This is a genomic window from Novosphingobium sp. UBA6272 (assembly GCF_002440635.1).
In the GTDB taxonomy this organism is placed as follows: Bacteria; Pseudomonadota; Alphaproteobacteria; order Sphingomonadales; family Sphingomonadaceae; genus Novosphingobium.
Map to the genome: position 1 here is coordinate 123,397 of NZ_DJUW01000028.1, position 17,489 is coordinate 140,885.

Genomic DNA, 17,489 nt, shown 5'->3' on the forward strand with positions numbered 1-17,489 from the left:
CCTCAAGGCTTACGAATCTCGTGGCGCAGATGCCTTTCGCTTGCTATTGAACGCATGTTCAAGACGCTTGGGAAAGGGAATGCCGATGCGCCGACGCGAACCGGAAGACCGCAAGGTCCAGTTGCTAAAGGCGGCGCTTGCCGCGCTGGCTGAGACCGGCATCGAGCAATTCACCATGGCCGAAGTCGCGCGCCGGGCAGACGTTTCGCCCGCGCTGGTGGTTCATTACTTCGGTGATCGCGACAAGCTGATCGAAGCGACTTTCCGCCAGCTGGTCGAACGCGTCACCACCCTGCCGATGAAGGCGCTGGCCGGCGGCGAGGAACCCGAAGACCGGCTGCGCGCTTTCGTGCTCGCCCACCTCAACCCCGGCGAACTCAGTTCGGAAAGCTCGCGCGCCTGGCTCTCGTTCTGGGGGCTGGCGCTCTACACCCCTGCCCTCGCCCGCCTGCAGCGCGTGCACCAGGAGCGGATGGTCTCGAACCTCAAGCATGAGCTGCGCGCACTGGTGGTGCCGGACGCCGTGAACCGGATCGCCGAGACAATCGCGGCGCTGATTGACGGTTTCTGGCTGCGCGCGGCATTGGCGGGCGCATGGAAGCCCGACGTCGAGATACCGGTCGAATGGATCTTCGAAGCAATCGACCGTGATATCGCCACCGCGCGGCTGCCCGCCACCGGCGCGATGGAAACAAACAGCACGTTCGATACGCTCAACCCGGCGACCGGCGAAGTGCTCGCCACGATCACAATCGATGGCAAGGCCGAAGTCGACAAGGCGGTTGGCCGCGCCGCCGAAGCGCAGAAGCTGTGGGCCCGCACCCCCGGTGTCGAACGCGGTCGGATCCTCAATCGTGCCGCGCAGCTGCTGACCGAGCGCAACGAAAGCATCGCGCGGCTCGAAGCGCAGGACACAGGCAAGCCGATCCAGGAAACCATCGCTGTCGACGTCCTCTCCGGTGCGGATGCAATCGAATACTTCGCTGGCATTGCCCGCACCCTGTCGGGCGAACATTTCGATCTCGGCCCTGGCGCCTTTGGCTATACCCGGCGCGAACCGCTCGGCGTGGTCGCCGGGATCGGGGCGTGGAACTATCCGATCCAGATCGCCTGCTGGAAAAGCGCCCCGGCGCTGGCCTGCGGCAATGCGATGATCTTCAAGCCGGCCGAACTGACCCCGCTGACCGCGATCGAGCTGGAGAAGGCCTACCGCGATGCCGGCCTGCCCGATGGGCTGTTCCAGGTGGTCCAGGGCAAGGCCGACACCGGTCGGCTGCTCAGCCGCCATCCCGGCATCGCCAAAGTCTCGCTGACCGGCGAAGTCGGCACGGGCAAGAAAGTCATGGCCGATGCCTCCGCGACGTTGAAGGTGGTCACGCTGGAACTGGGCGGCAAATCAGCGTTGATCGTGTTTGAGGATGCCGATCTGGATGAGGCCGTATCGGGCGCGCTGCTCGCCAATTTCTATTCGGCAGGCGAGGTTTGCACCAACGGCACGCGGGTGTTTGTGCACCGTAAGGTCCGCGATCAGTTCCTCACCAAGCTCAAGGCGCGGACCGAGGCGATGGTGGTGGGCGATCCGCTCGACCCAGCCACCCAGATGGGCGCATTGATCTCGCAGGCGCATATGGAAAAGGTGCTGGGCTATATCGAGCTGGGCCAGCAACAGGGCGCGACCTTGCTGACCGGCGGCAAGCGCGTGACCCGAGGTGACCTGGCCAAGGGTGCCTTTGTCGAGCCGACGATTTTCACCCAGTGCACCGACGACATGGCGATCGTCCGCGAGGAGATCTTCGGCCCCGTCATGTCGGTGCTTGATTTCGAGGAAGAAGCCGAAGTCGTCGCCCGCGCGAACGATACCGATCTTGGCCTGGCCGCGGGAATTTTCACCAACGACCTGACCCGCGCGCACCGCGTGATCGCGGCACTGGAGGCCGGAACCTGCTGGATCAACACCTACAACGTGACCCCAATCGAACTGCCGTTTGGCGGCAACAAGCAATCGGGGCTGGGGCGTGAGAACGGCAAGGCCGCGATTGAATATTTCACCCAGCTGAAGAGCGTCTATGTGGCGATGGAGCCGATCGATGCCCCATACTGACAGCTATGATTTCATCGTGGTTGGCGCTGGGTCCGCTGGCTGCGTGCTGGCTGACCGGCTGAGTGCTGACGGCACGAACAAGGTGCTGCTGCTGGAGGCCGGCGGATCGGACCGGTCGATCTTCATCCAGATGCCCGCGGCTCTCGCCTATCCAATGAACACCAAACGGTGGAACTGGGGCTATTATTCGGAGCCCGAGCCGCACCTCAACAATCGCCGCCTGCACTGCCCGCGCGGGCTGGGACTGGGCGGGTCGAGCTCGATCAACGGCCTCGTTTATGTACGCGGCAACGCGCTCGACTTCGAACACTGGAAGGACGATCTGGGTGCGGCTGGCTGGGGCTATGCCGATGTGCTGCCCTATTTCAAACGCGCCGAAACCCGCGCCGAGGGCGGCAACGAATATCGCGGCGGCGATGGACCGCTTTCGACCACTTACGGAACGCTGAAGAACCCGCTCAACCAGGCCTGGCTCGATGCTGCGCAACAGGCGGGATACGAGCTCACCGAAGACTACAACGGCTTCCGTCAGGAAGGCTTCGGGCGGATGGACATGACGGTGCGCAAGGGCACGCGCTGTTCGGCAGCCAAGGCCTATCTCTATCCCGCGCGCAAACGTGCCAATCTGACCGTGGTGCAGCATGCGCTCGCCACCCGGGTGCTGTTCGAAGGCAAGCGTGCTGTCGGGATCGAATACGAGCAACATGGCAAGCTCCACCAGGTCCGGGCCAGCCGCGAAGTGCTGCTGTCGGGCGGATCGATCAATTCAGTCCAGCTGCTCAAGCTGTCAGGGATCGGCCCGGCCGAGGAATTGCGCAGCCTGGGGATCGAGGTGAGGGCTGACCGGCCCGGCGTCGGCGCCAACCTGCAGGATCACCTCGAATTCTATTTCCAGATGGCCTGCACCAAGCCGGTCACCTTGTTCGGCAAGGCGAACCTGCTGGGCAAGGCCCTGGTCGGGGCCGAATGGCTGTTCCTGCGGCGCGGGATCGGGGCTTCGAACCAGTTCGAAAGCTGCGGCTTCATCCGCAGCAAGGCCGGGATCAAGTATCCCGACATCCAGTACCATTTCTTTCCGATGGCGATTAATTACGACGGCTCGTCACTGGCGACCGAACACGGCTTTCAGGCCCATGTCGGCCCAATGCGCTCGAAGAGCCGCGGCACGGTAACGCTGCGCAGCAAGGACCCGCGCGAGCATCCGAAGATCCTGTTCAATTACATGAGCCACCCCGACGACTGGACCGAAATGCGCGCCTGCGTGCGGCTGACCCGCGAGATTTTCCAGCAGGATGCGTTCAAGCCCTGGCGCGGGCGCGAGATCCAGCCGGGCGCCGATTGCGTGACCGACGAACAGATCGACGCCTTCATCGCCGATCACGTCGAAAGCGCGCTGCACCCCTCGTGCACCTGCAAGATGGGCGATGCCAAGGACCCGATGGCCGTGGTCGATCCCGTGCTCAAGGTGATCGGCTTCGAAGGACTGCGGGTGATCGACAGTTCGGTGATGCCTTCGATCCCCACCGGCAACCTCAACGCGCCGACGATCATGATCGGCGAAAAGGGCGCGGACCACGTGCTGGGCAAGGGCCTGCTACCCGCATCCAATGCCCCCTACTACGTCGCTCCCAACTGGGAGACCTCGCAGCGATGAGCCGCACCATCGCCGAACCGGCCCGCGAAGTGCCGGTGATCCACGAAACCGACGTGCTGGTGATCGGATCGGGACCGGGCGGACTGGCGGCGGCGCTGGCTTCGGCCCGGGCCGGGGTCAAGACCACGCTGGTTGAGCGCTATGGCTGCTTCGGCGGCAATATCACCCAGGTCGGGGTGGAAGGCTTTGCCTGGTACCGCCACCCGGCGACGATCGACAGCGAAGGCATCGGCCGCGAGTTCGAGGACCGGGCCAGAACAATGGGCGCAGCCATCCCCGAACCGCAATCGATCAGCCACGCGCTCGATGCCGAGGCGTTCAAGTATGTGGCGGATTGCCTGGTCGAAGAGGCCGGGGTGATCCCGATGCTGCACCGCATGTTTGTCGCGCCGATCATGGCGGGAGACACGATCCGCGGGGTAATCGTCGAGAGCAAGGCCGGGCGCGAGGCGATCCTCGCCAAGCTGGTGATCGATGCCAGCGGTGATGCCGATGTCGCCCACCGTGCCGGCGCCCCCACCCACATGCATCCCAAGGCCGAGATGATGTCGGTCTCGGTGATGTTCTCGATGTGCGGGGTGGACAAGGCCCGGTTCATCGATGCGGTCAAGGCCGATCCGCAGACCTATGCCGACTGGGCCAAGGATGGTGAATGGTCGGTCACCACCTCGGGCAAGGAGGACGCGATGTTCTCACCCTTCCTCCGCAAGCCGTTCCAGCAGGCCCACAAGGCCGGAATCCTGCCCGACAATCTCAAGACCATCGCCGGAACCTGGGGCACGGTCAGCGACCAGGGCGACCTGACCTACCTCAACATGGTCCACATGACGCTCGACGGGACCGATCCCGACGATCTGACCCACGGCGAGATCGAGGGACGCCGCCAGGCGATGCAGGCGATCGAGGCGCTCAAACGCTTCCAGCCCGGCTGCGAAGCGGCCAAGCTGCGCAACTTCGGCATGACACTGGGGATCCGCGACACCCGCAAGATCGACGCCATTTATAACCTCACCGCCGCAGACGTTCAGGGCGAAGGCCGGTTTGAGGATTCGATCGGGATCTTCCCCGAATTCATCGATGGTTATGGTCTGTTGATCATCCCGACCACCGGACGCTATTTCCACGTACCCTATCGGTCGATGCTGCCCAAGGGAGTCAGGAACCTGATCGTCACCGGCCGGACCATCGGCGGAGACAAGGTCAGCCATGCGGCGGTCCGCAACATGATGTGCTGCGCGGTCGCCGGCCAGGGTGCCGGAACCGCGGCAGCGGTCGCGATCAAGGCCGGGCGCGATTTTGGTGGGGTCGATGTGGCCCAGGTCCAGGCCGAGCTGCGCCGCCAGGGAGCGCGGATCGACTAAGGCTTGGTCAATTTCCCGTGGTCGTGTATAAGTCTCGCTTATGATAACGCGGACTTCTGCCGCGCGGGGGATCGGTAAGTGACATGTTGAACCAGGCCCAGTTGCCGGGGAATTTCGAGTTCCGCGCCTTGCAGGTATTCGTGGTCACGGCCGAGCAGGGCAGCATGACCCAGGCCGCCAAGGTGCTGGGGCTGACCCAATCCGGGGTATCGCAGATCATCGCCGGACTGGAAGACGCGGTGGGGCGCCAGCTGTTTGATCGCTCGATCCGTCCGATCGTACTGACCAAGGTCGGCCAGGTGCTGCTGCGCCAGAGCCAGAAGATCCTCGGCGATCTCAATTCAGCCTTTGTCGAAGCAACCGAAAGCGACCGCGGCGAGCTGTCCTCGCTGAGCATCGCCATGCCCGAAAGCCTGGCCAACGTGCTCGGACCGCGGCTCTACCGGCGCAAGGGTGATATCGCGAAGAACTGGCGGATCTCCAATGGGCTGATGCCGGACCAGCGGGCCAAGTTCAACACCCACGCGGCCGACGTGATGATCACCGAGGAAAGCAATACCTCGGACATGCTTGATGTCGAGCGGTACAATCTGTTCACCGAACCATACGTCCTGATCTTTCCGAAGAACTTCGCCCCAGCGTCGGAACTGGGGCCACACCTGGCCGACCACCCCTTCATCCGCTTTTCGCTGCGGTCATCGATGGGCCGGCAGACCGAAGCCCAGCTCAACCGGCTGCAGCTAAAATTTCCGTCACACATCGAATTCGATTCGATCGTCGGCCATGCGACGGCAGTGTCATACGGTCTGGGCTGGGGGATCACCACGCCGCTGTGCCTGTTCCAGGTGCCCTGGGCCTTCGATCAGCTCTCGATCCACCCGATCGTGCGCGGCAAGTTCGGGAGGCGGATGACCCTGCTGGCCCGCCCGCAGGTACTAGGCACCGCCCCACGGATTCTGGCCGAGGAATGCCGCGGCATCCTGCAGGAAGAAGTCTTCCCCGCACTTCATGCCCATTTGCCATGGCTGGAGGGATCGTTCCGGATCGGCGACGATTGATCACCGCGCTTCATTACCTGCGGACATGATAGCGATCATTTTCGGCATGGCGGCTTGTGCAATCCCCGCGCATGGCGGAAATCGCGGCTGCCGGCGCGTGCCAAGCGTGTTGTTTACCGGTTGCCAAAAACTCTGAAATTGAGAGGCAAGGGCCTTTGCGCTCTTGAAAAGGGGATGCAAGAGAATCAACTGCCTGCGCCGGGTGCCCCGGACATCGAGATCGCCCGCGCCGCCAAGATGGCGCCGATCCTGCCATTGGCGGAAGCCCGCCTCGGCATCGCGCCAGAAGCGCTGGTCCCCTATGGCCACTTCAAGGCCAAGGTCAGCCTGGAATACATTGCTTCGCTCAAGGATCGCCCCAACGGCAAGCTGGTGCTGGTCACCGCGATCACCCCTACGCCGGCAGGTGAAGGCAAGACAACGACTTCGGTGGGCCTCAACGACGGGCTCAACCTGATCGGGATCAAGTCGATCGTCTGCCTGCGCGAACCCTCGCTGGGTCCGTGCTTCGGCATGAAGGGCGGCGCCGCCGGTGGCGGGCGCGCTCAGGTCATCCCGATGGAGGACATCAACCTCCACTTCAACGGCGATTTCCACGCGATCACGTCTGCGCACAGCCTGCTGGCCGCGCTGCTCGACAATCACCTGCAATGGGGTAACGAGCTCAACATCGATCCCCGCCGCGTTGTCTGGCGCCGCGTGGTCGACATGAACGACCGCGCGCTGCGCAATATCAACGTTGGCCTTGGCGGCGTCACCCACGGGGTGCCACGCGAAACCGGGTTTGACATCACGGTCGCTTCGGAAATCATGGCGATCCTGTGCCTGGCAACCGACATCAAGGACCTGCAGCGGCGGCTTGGCGACATCATCGTCGCCCGCACTTACGACAAGACCCCGGTCACTGCGCGCGACCTCAAGGCCGATGGCGCGATGGCCGTGCTGCTGCGCGATGCGATCCAGCCCAACCTGGTCCAGTCGATCGAGCACAACCCGGCCTTCATCCACGGCGGGCCCTTCGCCAACATCGCCCATGGCTGCAACTCGGTCATGGCCACCCAGACCGCGCTCAAGCTGGCCGATGTGGTGGTGACCGAAGCCGGCTTTGGCGCCGACCTGGGGGCTGAAAAGTTCCTCGACATCAAGTGCCGCCATTCCGGCCTGCGCCCCGATGCAGTGGTGCTGGTCGCCACGGTCCGCGCGCTCAAGATGCAGGGCGGAGTCAAGAAGGACGACCTGGGCAATCCCGACGTCGATGCGCTGATGCGCGGCGCGGTTAACCTCGAACGCCATATCCAGAACCTGCAGAAATTCGGCCTGACCCCGGTGGTGGCGATCAACCACTTCATCAAGGACACCGAAGAAGAGCTCGAAGCGCTCAAGGCGGTTTGCGGCAAGTACGGCGCGCGCGTCGCGCTGGCCAAGCACTGGGCCGAAGGCGGCAAGGGTGCCGAGGAACTGGCCCACCAGGTCAAGGCCCAGCTCGACGCAGGCCAGGCCGAGGTCAAGCTGCTCTACCCCGACGACATGCCGCTGGCCGAGAAGATCGAAACCATCGCGCGCGAAATCTACCGCGCTGATGGGATCGTGCTGACCGGATCGACCGCTTCGACGCTCAAGGACTACGAAAAGCTGGGTTACGGCAAGCTGCCGGTCTGCATCGCCAAGACGCAGTACAGCTTCTCGACCGATCCGGCCAAGTCCGGCGCGCCGATTGGCCACACGGTGGAAGTGCGCGAAGTGCGCCTGTCCGCCGGGGCCGGGTTCATTGTCGCGGTCTGCGGCGATATCATGACCATGCCGGGGCTGCCGCGCCGCCCGGCTTCAAACGAAATTGGGCTTGATGAAAGCGGCCAGATCGTGGGCCTTGCCTGACAAATGATGAAGGGGACTTTGCTTGACCGAGACAACTGAGTCCTCTTCGCGCCGCGCGGGCGGCCGTGCCGCCCGTCAAGCCCTTCGTGCCGCACCGCTTGCCGAAGACCTGCGCCCGATCCGCGCTGGACTCGAGGGCGGGCAGTACAAGCCGCTGACCGACGCCGGGGTGCAGCGCATCCACCAGGGCGCGCTCGATGCGCTGGAACAGATTGGCCTCGCCAATGCCCCAGCTTCGGGGGTAGAAATCCTGACCGGCGCGGGCGCGATCTTGGGCGACGATGGCCGGATCCGCTTCCCGCGCGCACTGGTTGAAGACATGCTGGCGATCGCCGCGCGCGACATCACGCTGTTCGCCCGCGATCCCAAGCACGATCTGCACCTGGGGCCCAACAAGGTTCACTACGGCACTGCCGGAGCGGCGGTGCATGTAGTTGACCTTGAAACCAACGATTATCGCGATTCGACCGCCAAGGACCTCTACGAGGCGGCCAAGATCGTCGACAATCTCGACAACGTCCATTTCTTCCAGCGGATGATGGTCTGCCGCGATGTGAAGGACCTGGTCGATATGGACATGAACACGCTTTACGCGTGCCTGTCCGGCACTACCAAGCACGTCGGCACCTCGTTCTCCGATCCGATCAGCGTCGAACCCGGGTTCGAAATGCTGCACATGGTCGCGGGCGGCGAAGCGGCCTGGCGTGCGCGGCCGTTCGTATCCAATTCGAACTGCTTCGTGGTCCCGCCGATGAAATTCGCCGAGGAAAGCTGCATCACCATGGAAGCCTGCGTGCGCGCTGGCATGCCGATGCTGCTGCTCTCGGCCGGGCAAGCCGGGGCCACTGCCCCCGCCTCGATTGCGCTGGCAATCACCCAGGCCGTGGCCGAGTGCCTCGCGGGCGTGGTTTACGTCAATGCGATCACGCCCGGGGCTCCGGCAATCTTCGGGACCTGGCCGTTCGTTTCGGACCTGCGCACCGGTTCGATGTCAGGCGGCAGCGCCGAACAGGGCCTGCTGACCGCGGGCTGCGCGCAGATGCACCGCTTCTACGGTCTGCCCGGTGGAGCCGCCGGCGGGATGACCGACAGCAAGCTGCCCGACATGCAATGCGGCTGGGAACAGGGCATCATCAACGTGATGGCGGGTCTCGCCGGCCTCAACATGGTCTATGAATCGGTCGGCATGCAGGCCTCGCTGCTGGGCTTCTCGTTCGAAAGCCTGATCCTGGGCGACGATATCCTCGGACAGGCCCAGCGCGCCGTGCGCGGGATCGAGGTGACCGAGGACAAGATGAACCTCGACGTGATGAAGGAAGTCTGTCTGGGCGGACCCGGTCACTACCTCGGCTCCGAACAGACGATGAGTCTGATGCAAACCGACTATGTCTATCCCGCAGTCGGCAACCGGATGAGCCCGAAGGAATGGAACGAGGCGCAAAAGCCGATGCTGCTCGACGGCGCACGCAAGCGCATGCACTCAATCCTGTCGAGCGCCGGTTGCACGATCGATCCCGCAATTGACGAAGCGATCCGCCGCAAGTTCAACATCGCTTTCATGGCCTGAATTCCCCAGCGCTCATGAGCGCATCCAGTTTTGGTATGTCTGAACGATCGTGATTGGCGATAAGCAGGTGTCATGAACGACATGCCTGCTCCTGCCCGTTCGCGCGGCGGCCGCGATGCCAAACGCGCCGCCCGCCTTGGCAATTCCGCTACCGCGGTGCCCTTCATCAGCCGCAAGATCCCTTACGTCTCGCTGATGGACGATGAGGGCCTCGCGCTGATCGAGGAGAATGCCGAGCGGATCCTCAGCGAAATCGGCTGCGAATTTCGCGACGATCCCGAAGCGCTGGAAATCTGGAAGGCGGCCGGGGCCGAGGTGACCGGAGAACTGGTGCGGATGCCGCGCGGCACGTGCCGCAAGCTGATCCAGGACCATGCTCCCAGCGAGTTCGTGCATCAGGCCCGCAACCCGGCGCGCAGCACCACGATCGGCGGCAAGCGCACCGTCTTCGCCCCCACCGCCGGTCCGCCGTTCGTGCGCTGCCTCGACAAGGGCCGCCGCTATGGCACGATCGAGGACTTCAACAATTTCGCCAAGCTGACCCAGGCCTCGCCTTGGCTGCACAGTTCGTCGACCGCGATGTGCGAGCCGGTCGACCTGCCGGTCAACAAGCGCCATTTCGACATGTTCCTGGGCAATGCGGTCCACACCGACAAGCCGTTCTTCAGCGCGGTTTCCCAGCCCAGCCGGTCTGAAGACTGCGTCGAGATGGCGCAGATCCTGTTTGGCGATCGCTGGATCAATCCGCTCACGGGTGAACCCAACACCTGCCTGATGGGGGTGATGAACGGCAACTCACCGCTGACCTACGATGCCACCATGCTCGGCGCGGCCAAGGCTCTGGCCCGGGCCAATCAGGGCGTGCTGGTGACCCCGTTCATCATGGCCGGGGCGATGGCGCCAACCGGTCTGGCCGGCGCGATCGCGGTGACCCTGGCCGAAGCCATGGCCGGGATGGCCTTCCTCCAGCTGGTAAAGCCGGGTGCGCCGGTAATCTTCGGCAGTTTCGTCACCACGCTTTCAATGCAGAGCGGCGCGCCGACATATGGCACGCCCGAAACCAGCCTGATGAAGAGCGCGCTGATGGCGCTGGCCCGGCGGCTGGGCGTCCCTTCGCGGACCGGCGGCAGCCTCTGCGCCTCAAAGATCGCCGATGCCCAGGCTGCCTACGAATCGAGCCAGACCCTGATGACCACGGTGATGGGCGGGGCCAGCTTCGTGCTGCAATCGGCTGGCTGGCTGGAAGGCGGACTGGTCACCGGTTATGAGAAGTTCATGATGGACTGCGACCAGCTGGGCATGATGCATGTCCTGCTGAACGGCTATGACATGAGCGAAAATGGCCAGGCGATGGACGCGATCCGCGAGGTCGGCCCCGGCAAGCACTTCTTCGGCTGCGCCCACACTCAGGCCAATTTCGAAACCGCGTTCTATCGCTCGTCGCTGGCCGACTATGGCAGCTGGGAACAGTGGGAATCCGAAGGCGCGCATGACATTCAGCAGCGCGCCAATACGGCCTGGAAGAAGACCCTGGCCGAGCATGAGGATCCCGCGCTCGATCCCGGCATCCGCGAAGGGCTGGAGGACTACATCAAGCGCCGCAAGGGCCAGATGCCCGACGCCAATTATTGATGCTCAGTTGCGTTCGCGGAACGTGGCGAAGCGGCTGATCAGCCACGAACGGAACACCGCGATCGCCGGATCGGCGAGGTCGTCGGGGTGCAGCTTGAGGTAATAGCCATAGCCGTCCTCGATCACCGCATCATAGGGCACCACCAACTGCCCCGCGGCGATCTCCGCCGCGAACATGTCGACATCGCCCAGCATCACCCCGCCTGAGGTGATTGCATAACGCGCCTCTGCCAGGCCGGTATCGAAGGCGAGGCCGCCGTGGGTCGGCAAGGCGATCCCCTGACGGCGCAAATAATCGCCCCACAACAGGTCGCGCGGCTGAAAATCGAGCTTCACGTGCAGCAGTTCCTGACCGGCAAGGAATTCCGCCATCGACTTGCCTTCGGCAGCCCTGGCCACCGTCGGCGAGCACAGCGGCGCAACGCGCACCATCCACAACAGGTCGGTGATCTTGTCATCGACATTGGGGCGGTCATAGACGATCGCCATATCGAGCTCGGTTTCGGGGAAACCGGTGACATTGGCGCTGAACACGTCAATCCGGACCTCCGGATGTTCGCGGTGAAATTCAGCCAGCATCGGCATGAACAGCTGATGCAACAGGGTGGGCGGCACATGCATGCGCATCGCCCGGGTCGGCACGCTATCGTCGCGGATCGCGTTCATCGTCTGCTCGATCCGCTCGAACGACTTGGCGACCACTGCGAGCAGTTCCTGCCCGGCGGGGGTCAGCGCCAGACGGCCGGCATCGCGATCGAACAACCGCTGACCCAGCAGATCTTCAAGCGCCGCGACATGGCGGCTCATCGCGCTCTGCGAGACCGACAGCGCCGCCGCGCCCCCGGTAAAGCTGAGGTGCTTGCCCACGGCCTCAAACGCCCGCAATGCATTGAGCGGCAGCCACCGCCGATTGATGGCCGATCTCGCGGCTATGATACCCTCCTGCCCTGATTGCCCTGCGCTTGTACTGCCTGGGCGCAGCGCCGTGAATAGCCCCTCTGCATGAGATAGGGCTATGCGAAAATTCAATTGTTCTCACCAGCGGGAATTGCCCACACGATTGCCCTGTCTGGAGGCCCCGATGAACGACCTGTCCTGGGCAGCCACGCAGCTGGCCGCCCGAAAGCCCGATCACAGTTTGCCGCAGGGGCTCTACACCGATCCGCGCGCCTTCGACTTCGATCTCGATGCGATCTATGCACGGTCCTGGCTGATGGCCGGGCTGGAATGCGAATTGCCAACGGCAGGCAGCCGGTTGGCGCTGACTATCGGCAAATGGCCGGTCCTGATCGTGCGCGACAAGACCGGCGAAATTCGCGCCTTTCACAACAGCTGCAGCCATCGCGGTTCGATCCTGTGCGAGGCCGGGCACGGTTCCGCTCCCAGGCTGATCTGCCCCTATCACCGCTGGACCTATGGACTGGACGGCTCGTTACTGGCGGCCGGCCGGATGCCCGCCGATTTCAACAAGGGCGAACACAGCCTGCGGCCCGTCCCGCTGCGCCGCGTCGCGGGCGCGATCTTCATCTGCCTGGCCGACGACCCGCCCGAGTTCGACAGCTTCGGCCAGCAGTTCGAAGCCTATGCCGGCCCGCTCAACTTCGCCAATCTCAAGCTCGCAGCCACCGACCTGATGGTCGAGGAGGCGAACTGGAAGCTGGTGATGGAAAATGCCCGCGAATGCTATCACTGCCCGACCGGGCACCCCGAACTGGGGCAGAGCTTCCCGGTCCAGAGCGCGCAGGACACGGTGGACCGTGACTTTGTCGAGGCAATGGATAGGCTTGGCCTGCCCCACGCTGGCGTCGAGGGTTCGTGGTGGCAGCTGGCGCGGTTTGCGCTCAATGCCGGATGCAGCTCGATCAGCATGGACGGCCAGCCGGTTTGTTCCAGACCGTTGACCACGCTGAACGGCGGCAACGTCGGCTCGCTGCGCTGGGCGATCGATCCGCACCTGTTCGCCCACGCCACCGGCGATCATGTGTTCGTGTTCAGCTGCATGCCGGTCGGCCCGCGCGAAACCCACGTATTCAGCCGCTGGTATGTTCACAAGGACGCCGAAGAGGGCAGGGACTATCAGATCCCGGCGCTCAAGGAACTGTGGCTCAAGACCAACCTGCAGGACAAGGAACTGGCCGAAAACAACCACCGCGGCGTGCTCAGCCCCGGCTATCGTCCCGGCCCCTACTCGCTTGAAGCCGAACGTCTGGTGACCCGATTTGCCGACTGGTACTGCCAGAGCGCCAAGGACTATGTTGCATCCCATGGCTGACCCCAAGACTCCCCCGTTCCGTCCCGAAACGCTGGCGATTTCGCACGGCTGGGATCCCGAAGACGCGCTGCGCAGCGCCAAGCCGCCGATCTTCATGACCGCGACTTTCACCTATCCCTCGGCCCAGACCGCCAAGGACGTACACCGCGCATATTTCGACGGCGACGGTCCCGAAGCTGGCGGTGCGCTGCACATCTATTCGCGGCTCGGCCACCCGGGGCTCGACATTCTGGAAGCCCGCCTTGCCGCGATCGACGGGGCCGAGGCGGCGCTGGCCTATTGCAGCGGAATGGCGGCGCATACCGCTGTCGCGCTGGCCTATCTCAAGCCCGGCGAAGGCGTGGTTCACGGCCGGCCGTTCTATTCGGGCGTCGACGGCCTGTTCAATGAGATCATGCCGCAGTTCGGCGCCCATGGCACCGCCTGGACCGACGGCTGCGACGAAGCGAACATGTGGGCGGCCTGCGAAGCGGCGATGGCCAAGGGCCCGGTCGCGCTGCTCGCCGCTGAAAGTCCCGGCAACCCGACCGCCGCACTGGTCGACCTGGACCTGCTGGTAAAGATCGCCGGACGGATCGAGGCGGCGCAGGGCCGGCGACCGATCGTGATGGTCGACAACACCCTGCTCGGCCCGTTCCACCAGCGCCCGATCGAGCACGGGGTCGATTTGGTCGTCACCTCGCTGACCAAATATTGCGCGGGCCATTCGGACCTGCTGGCGGGCGCGATCAGCGGGCGCAAGGACTTGATTGCACCGCTGAAATTGCAGCGTCTGACCTGGGGCAATCACCTCGATCCCTACAACGCCTGGCTGGTGCTGCGCAGCCTTGAGACGGTCCATATCCGGACCGAGCGGGCGATGGAAAATGCCCTGGCCGTGGCCGAATGGCTGCGCGCCCATCCCAAGGTTGCGGGGGTCACCTACCTTGGTTTCACCCCCGAAGGCACCGCGGCGCGGGCGGTGTTCGAGCGGCAATGCCGCGGGGCCGGATCGACCTTCTCGTTCCACCTGCATGGCGGGGAGGCCGAAGCATTTCGCATGCTCGACCAGCTCAGGCTGCTGAAAATGGCGGTTAATCTGGGCGGCTCCAACACCCTGATCTGCCATTCCGCCAGCACCACCCACTATGCCGTCAGCAGCGAGAACCGGCTGGCCAGCGGGATCACCGACGGGACGATCCGGCTCTCGGTTGGCCTTGAGCATGTCGATGATATCATTGCCGATTTGGCCCAGGCATTTGAGGTGGTATGAGCCAGCGCGGACACGATCCACACGCCATTGACGGCAAGTTTCCCGCGCCATCACATCACTATGACGTGGTGGTGATTGGCGGTGGGCCAAGCGGCACTGAGGCAGCACTCAAGGCCGCCCAAGTAGGCACCAAGGTGTTACTTGTCGATGAGAACCCTGTGTCCGGCGCACTGATCGGCACCGATGTCCCGTTCTTCTTCGGCGGCCGCGCCACCACCGCGGTCCAGAACCGCGAGCGGATGGTCGAGACGGTGTTCATGAACATGCCGTGGTTGGAACCGGCATTCGAAGCCGGGGTCGAGGTCCAGTTGGCTACTACCGCCTGGGGCGTCTATCGCAACGGGCCACTGGTCGGCAGTCTGCCCGGCCAGGTCGTTGGCCTCGCCGATGCGGAACGCTCGTGGCTGGTAGGCTTTGACAAGCTCGTAATCGCCACCGGCGCGCGTGACTTGCCGCTGGCCTTCCCCGGCTGGAACCAGCCCGGGGTGATGGGCGCCAAGGCGCTCGCCATGCTGCTGGAGCGCTACGATGCCTTTGCCGGGCGGCGGATCGTGGTGGTCGGTTCGCACGATCTGGGCCTCGAAACCGCTTTGCTTGCCAAGGCCAAGGGACTCGAAGTCCTCGCAATTCTTGAACTTCGCAATACGGTCCAAGGCAACACCGATCTGGCCGCGCAAGTCGCGGCTGCCGGGATTCAGGTGCGCTGCGGTGTGACTCCGGTCGAGGCCAAGGGCGGGCTTGACGGGGTTGAAGCACTGGTCCTCTCCGATGGCGAGACCCTCGCCTGCGACTCGGTGGTCATGGGCGTAGGCCTGGTGCCGATGATCGAACTCAACGACGCCGCCGATGGCCCGCGCCGCTTCGATGCCAATCGCGGCGGCTGGGTGCCCGAGGAAAGCGAAGCGATCGCTTTCGCCGGAAGCTGCGCCGGGCTGGTCAATACCGGGTTCGATCATGCCAGCTACCGGCAAGACTGGATGGACGCGCTGGGCGGAGCTTGCGGCGGCGATACGATCATTTGCCAGTGCGAGGAAATGACCCTGGCCGACCTGACCGGGCTCCAGCCTCCCCGCTATCTCGAGCGCCCCCCGGCACTGCAGAAGCGCTCGCTCAAGACCTTGCTGCAGGATGGTCCGCCCAATCAGGACCAGGTCAAACGCCTGACCCGCACCGGTATGGGCCAGTGCCAGGGCCGCCGTTGCCGCGATCAGGTGGCGATGATCCTTGCCGCCGAAGCGGGCAAGAACCTGGCCGAAGTGCCACTTGCCACTCACCGCGCACCGGTTCGGCCGCTGCCGCTCAAGGTGATCGCCGACTGGGAGGAAAGCGAAGCGATGCGTGCCGGCTGGGACGTGTGGATGGGCATTCCCACGCAGTGGGTGCCTTATGCCGATATCGGAACCCCCTATGAGGAGGAAAACCGGCGGCGGCTTGGCGGAGCAATGGCACTGTGAGCGCGCAGAAAGTTGTTGTCGTCGGTGCCGGCGCCTCGGGGCTGAGCGCCGCCTGGTGGCTGGCGCGTTCGGGCGTGTCCGTGACCGTGCTCGACAAGGGGATCGTCGGCTGGGAAGCATCGGGCCGCAACGGCGGCGGGTGCTCGCACTACCAGAGCCCGCTGTTCAAGGAAGAGCAGCGGCTGTGGCCGCAGATGGACGAATTGCTGGGCTATCCGACCGAGTTCAGCCCTGAGCGGATCGTCATGGCGGTCACCCCGCGCCAGCTCGATCAGTACCACTACATCGCCGAGATGAACAACCGGCTGGGCCACCGGGTTGACCTGCTCGACGCTAGCCAAGTCCGCGAGGCGGTGCCGCTGGCAGGTGACAATTGCCTGGGCGGGATCCATTACCGCTTCGGCGGCCACGCCAATCCGCACCGCAGCGTGCAGGCCTATGCCTGGGCCTTGCAGGACCTGGGCGGCCAGATTGTCCAGCATTCGCCTGTCACAGGCTTCCAAGTGGCAAGCGGCACAGTCACCGCAGTCGAAAGCACCAGTGGCACTTACGAATGCGATGCGGTGGTAATCGCCGCAGGCCCGCAGACCGGCCAGCTCGCCGCACAGGTCGGGATCGACTTGCCGCTGGCCAATGCCCGCGCCGAAATGATCGTCACCGAACCTGCGCCGATGATGAAGCTGGGCGGAGTAGACGGCAACGGACTCTATGGCCGCCAGACGCTGCGCGGCAACCTGGCCTATGGCGGAGGTCCGCACGAATGGGTCGAATTCGGCGATCTGGGTCCGGAAACGAAGCCGAGCACGCCTTTGACGCGCAACCTCGCCCGGCGGCTCGCCGAACTGTTCCCGGGTGCCGCGCACCTCAACGTGATCCGGTCCTGGGCCGGGGTGATCGAGATGACCCCTGATGGCCGCCCGGTGATCGACCGGCGTGAGAATGTGACTGTCTGCACCATGTCGGGCGTCGGTTTCGGACTCTCACCTGCCAGCGGCCACGCGGTCAGCGATCTGGTTCTCGAAGGCAGATGCAGCTTTACCGATATCGAGAAACTGGGCCTCAGCCGGTTTGACGGGATTGAGGCGGACTGGCGGATAAGCAAGGGTTGGTTGCCGCTGTGATCGTAACCAGCCCCGTTCGTGGTGAGGAGGGACTGAGCGGAGCGAAGGCCCGTCTCGAACCACTGTTGCGCAAGCGTCCTTCGAGACGGCTCCTCAGCCTTTGGGTTGCGCTTCGCGCAGCCTTCGGCCGGGACGCCTCCTC

Annotated in this window: 12 protein-coding genes; 11 read left to right on the forward strand and 1 reads right to left on the reverse strand. The window is 64.2% G+C overall.

Annotation, left to right across the window (positions count from 1 at the left end; all coding sequences use genetic code 11):
* The first annotated feature begins 85 nt into the window (after positions 1 to 85).
* The 7 genes from betB to B2V17_RS13585 all read left to right on the forward strand — a co-directional run bounded on the left by betB (position 86) and on the right by B2V17_RS13585 (position 11,248).
* Positions 86 to 2,101, forward strand: a complete 2,016-nt coding sequence (betB, locus tag B2V17_RS13555) for a betaine-aldehyde dehydrogenase (RefSeq protein WP_292998566.1) — start codon at positions 86 to 88, stop codon at positions 2,099 to 2,101.
* Positions 2,088 to 3,755, forward strand: a complete 1,668-nt coding sequence (betA, locus tag B2V17_RS13560; protein ID WP_292998568.1) for a choline dehydrogenase — start codon at positions 2,088 to 2,090, stop codon at positions 3,753 to 3,755. Before betB ends, betA begins: the two co-directional genes overlap by 14 nt.
* Positions 3,752 to 5,116: an FAD-dependent oxidoreductase gene (locus tag B2V17_RS13565; protein ID WP_292998570.1), complete on the forward strand. Its 1,365-nt coding sequence runs from the start codon at positions 3,752 to 3,754 to the stop codon at positions 5,114 to 5,116. The genes betA and B2V17_RS13565 overlap by 4 nt, the downstream gene beginning before the upstream one ends.
* 83 nt (positions 5,117 to 5,199) lie before the next feature.
* Positions 5,200 to 6,174 carry a LysR family transcriptional regulator gene (locus B2V17_RS13570; protein WP_292998572.1) on the forward strand — a complete coding sequence of 325 codons (975 nt, stop codon included), beginning with the start codon at positions 5,200 to 5,202 and terminating at the stop codon, positions 6,172 to 6,174.
* Positions 6,175 to 6,348: 174 nt separating this feature from the next.
* A complete protein-coding gene (locus tag B2V17_RS13575) occupies positions 6,349 to 8,049 on the forward strand; it encodes a formate--tetrahydrofolate ligase (RefSeq protein WP_292998573.1) in 1,701 nt (566 codons plus the stop codon).
* A gap of 22 nt (positions 8,050 to 8,071) precedes the next feature.
* Complete coding sequence (locus B2V17_RS13580; RefSeq protein ID WP_292998575.1) at positions 8,072 to 9,616, forward strand: trimethylamine methyltransferase family protein; 1,545 nt, start codon at positions 8,072 to 8,074, stop codon at positions 9,614 to 9,616.
* 72 nt (positions 9,617 to 9,688) lie between these two features.
* Positions 9,689 to 11,248, forward strand: coding sequence for a trimethylamine methyltransferase family protein (locus B2V17_RS13585; protein WP_292998576.1), 1,560 nt, complete (start codon positions 9,689 to 9,691; stop codon positions 11,246 to 11,248).
* Between the two features lie 3 nt (positions 11,249 to 11,251).
* On the opposite strand, the gene B2V17_RS13590 is transcribed toward B2V17_RS13585, so the two are convergent.
* Positions 11,252 to 12,133 (reverse strand): LysR substrate-binding domain-containing protein, encoded by an 882-nt coding sequence (locus B2V17_RS13590; RefSeq protein WP_292998578.1) that lies wholly within the window; start codon positions 12,131 to 12,133, stop codon positions 11,252 to 11,254.
* A gap of 196 nt (positions 12,134 to 12,329) precedes the next feature.
* On the opposite strand from B2V17_RS13590, the gene B2V17_RS13595 reads away from it, so the two are divergent.
* The 4 genes from B2V17_RS13595 to B2V17_RS13610 are packed head-to-tail and all read left to right on the forward strand — an operon-like array spanning position 12,330 to position 17,347.
* Entirely contained in the window at positions 12,330 to 13,520 is a 1,191-nt protein-coding gene (locus B2V17_RS13595) for an aromatic ring-hydroxylating oxygenase subunit alpha (RefSeq protein ID WP_292998579.1), read from the forward strand.
* Complete coding sequence (locus tag B2V17_RS13600) at positions 13,513 to 14,772, forward strand: aminotransferase class I/II-fold pyridoxal phosphate-dependent enzyme (RefSeq protein WP_292998581.1); 1,260 nt, start codon at positions 13,513 to 13,515, stop codon at positions 14,770 to 14,772. Before B2V17_RS13595 ends, B2V17_RS13600 begins: the two co-directional genes overlap by 8 nt.
* The gene (locus B2V17_RS13605; protein WP_292998582.1) at positions 14,769 to 16,226 is read left to right on the forward strand and encodes an FAD-dependent oxidoreductase; all 1,458 of its coding nucleotides are present in this window, start codon (positions 14,769 to 14,771) and stop codon (positions 16,224 to 16,226) included. The genes B2V17_RS13600 and B2V17_RS13605 overlap by 4 nt, the downstream gene beginning before the upstream one ends.
* On the forward strand, positions 16,223 to 17,347 hold the full coding sequence (locus B2V17_RS13610; RefSeq protein ID WP_292998584.1) for an NAD(P)/FAD-dependent oxidoreductase: 1,125 nt from the start codon (positions 16,223 to 16,225) through the stop codon (positions 17,345 to 17,347). Before B2V17_RS13605 ends, B2V17_RS13610 begins: the two co-directional genes overlap by 4 nt.
* Positions 17,348 to 17,489 lie beyond the last annotated feature (142 nt).

Coding starts and splice junctions, on each gene's coding strand:
- betB (WP_292998566.1), top strand. CDS start 86: ATGCGCCGACGCGAACCGGAAGACCGCAAGGTCCAGTTGCTAAAGGCG.
- betA (WP_292998568.1), top strand. CDS start 2,088: ATGCCCCATACTGACAGCTATGATTTCATCGTGGTTGGCGCTGGGTCC.
- B2V17_RS13565 (WP_292998570.1), top strand. CDS start 3,752: ATGAGCCGCACCATCGCCGAACCGGCCCGCGAAGTGCCGGTGATCCAC.
- B2V17_RS13570 (WP_292998572.1), top strand. CDS start 5,200: ATGTTGAACCAGGCCCAGTTGCCGGGGAATTTCGAGTTCCGCGCCTTG.
- B2V17_RS13575 (WP_292998573.1), top strand. CDS start 6,349: ATGCAAGAGAATCAACTGCCTGCGCCGGGTGCCCCGGACATCGAGATC.
- B2V17_RS13585 (WP_292998576.1), top strand. CDS start 9,689: ATGAACGACATGCCTGCTCCTGCCCGTTCGCGCGGCGGCCGCGATGCC.
- B2V17_RS13595 (WP_292998579.1), top strand. CDS start 12,330: ATGAACGACCTGTCCTGGGCAGCCACGCAGCTGGCCGCCCGAAAGCCC.
- B2V17_RS13600 (WP_292998581.1), top strand. CDS start 13,513: ATGGCTGACCCCAAGACTCCCCCGTTCCGTCCCGAAACGCTGGCGATT.
- B2V17_RS13605 (WP_292998582.1), top strand. CDS start 14,769: ATGAGCCAGCGCGGACACGATCCACACGCCATTGACGGCAAGTTTCCC.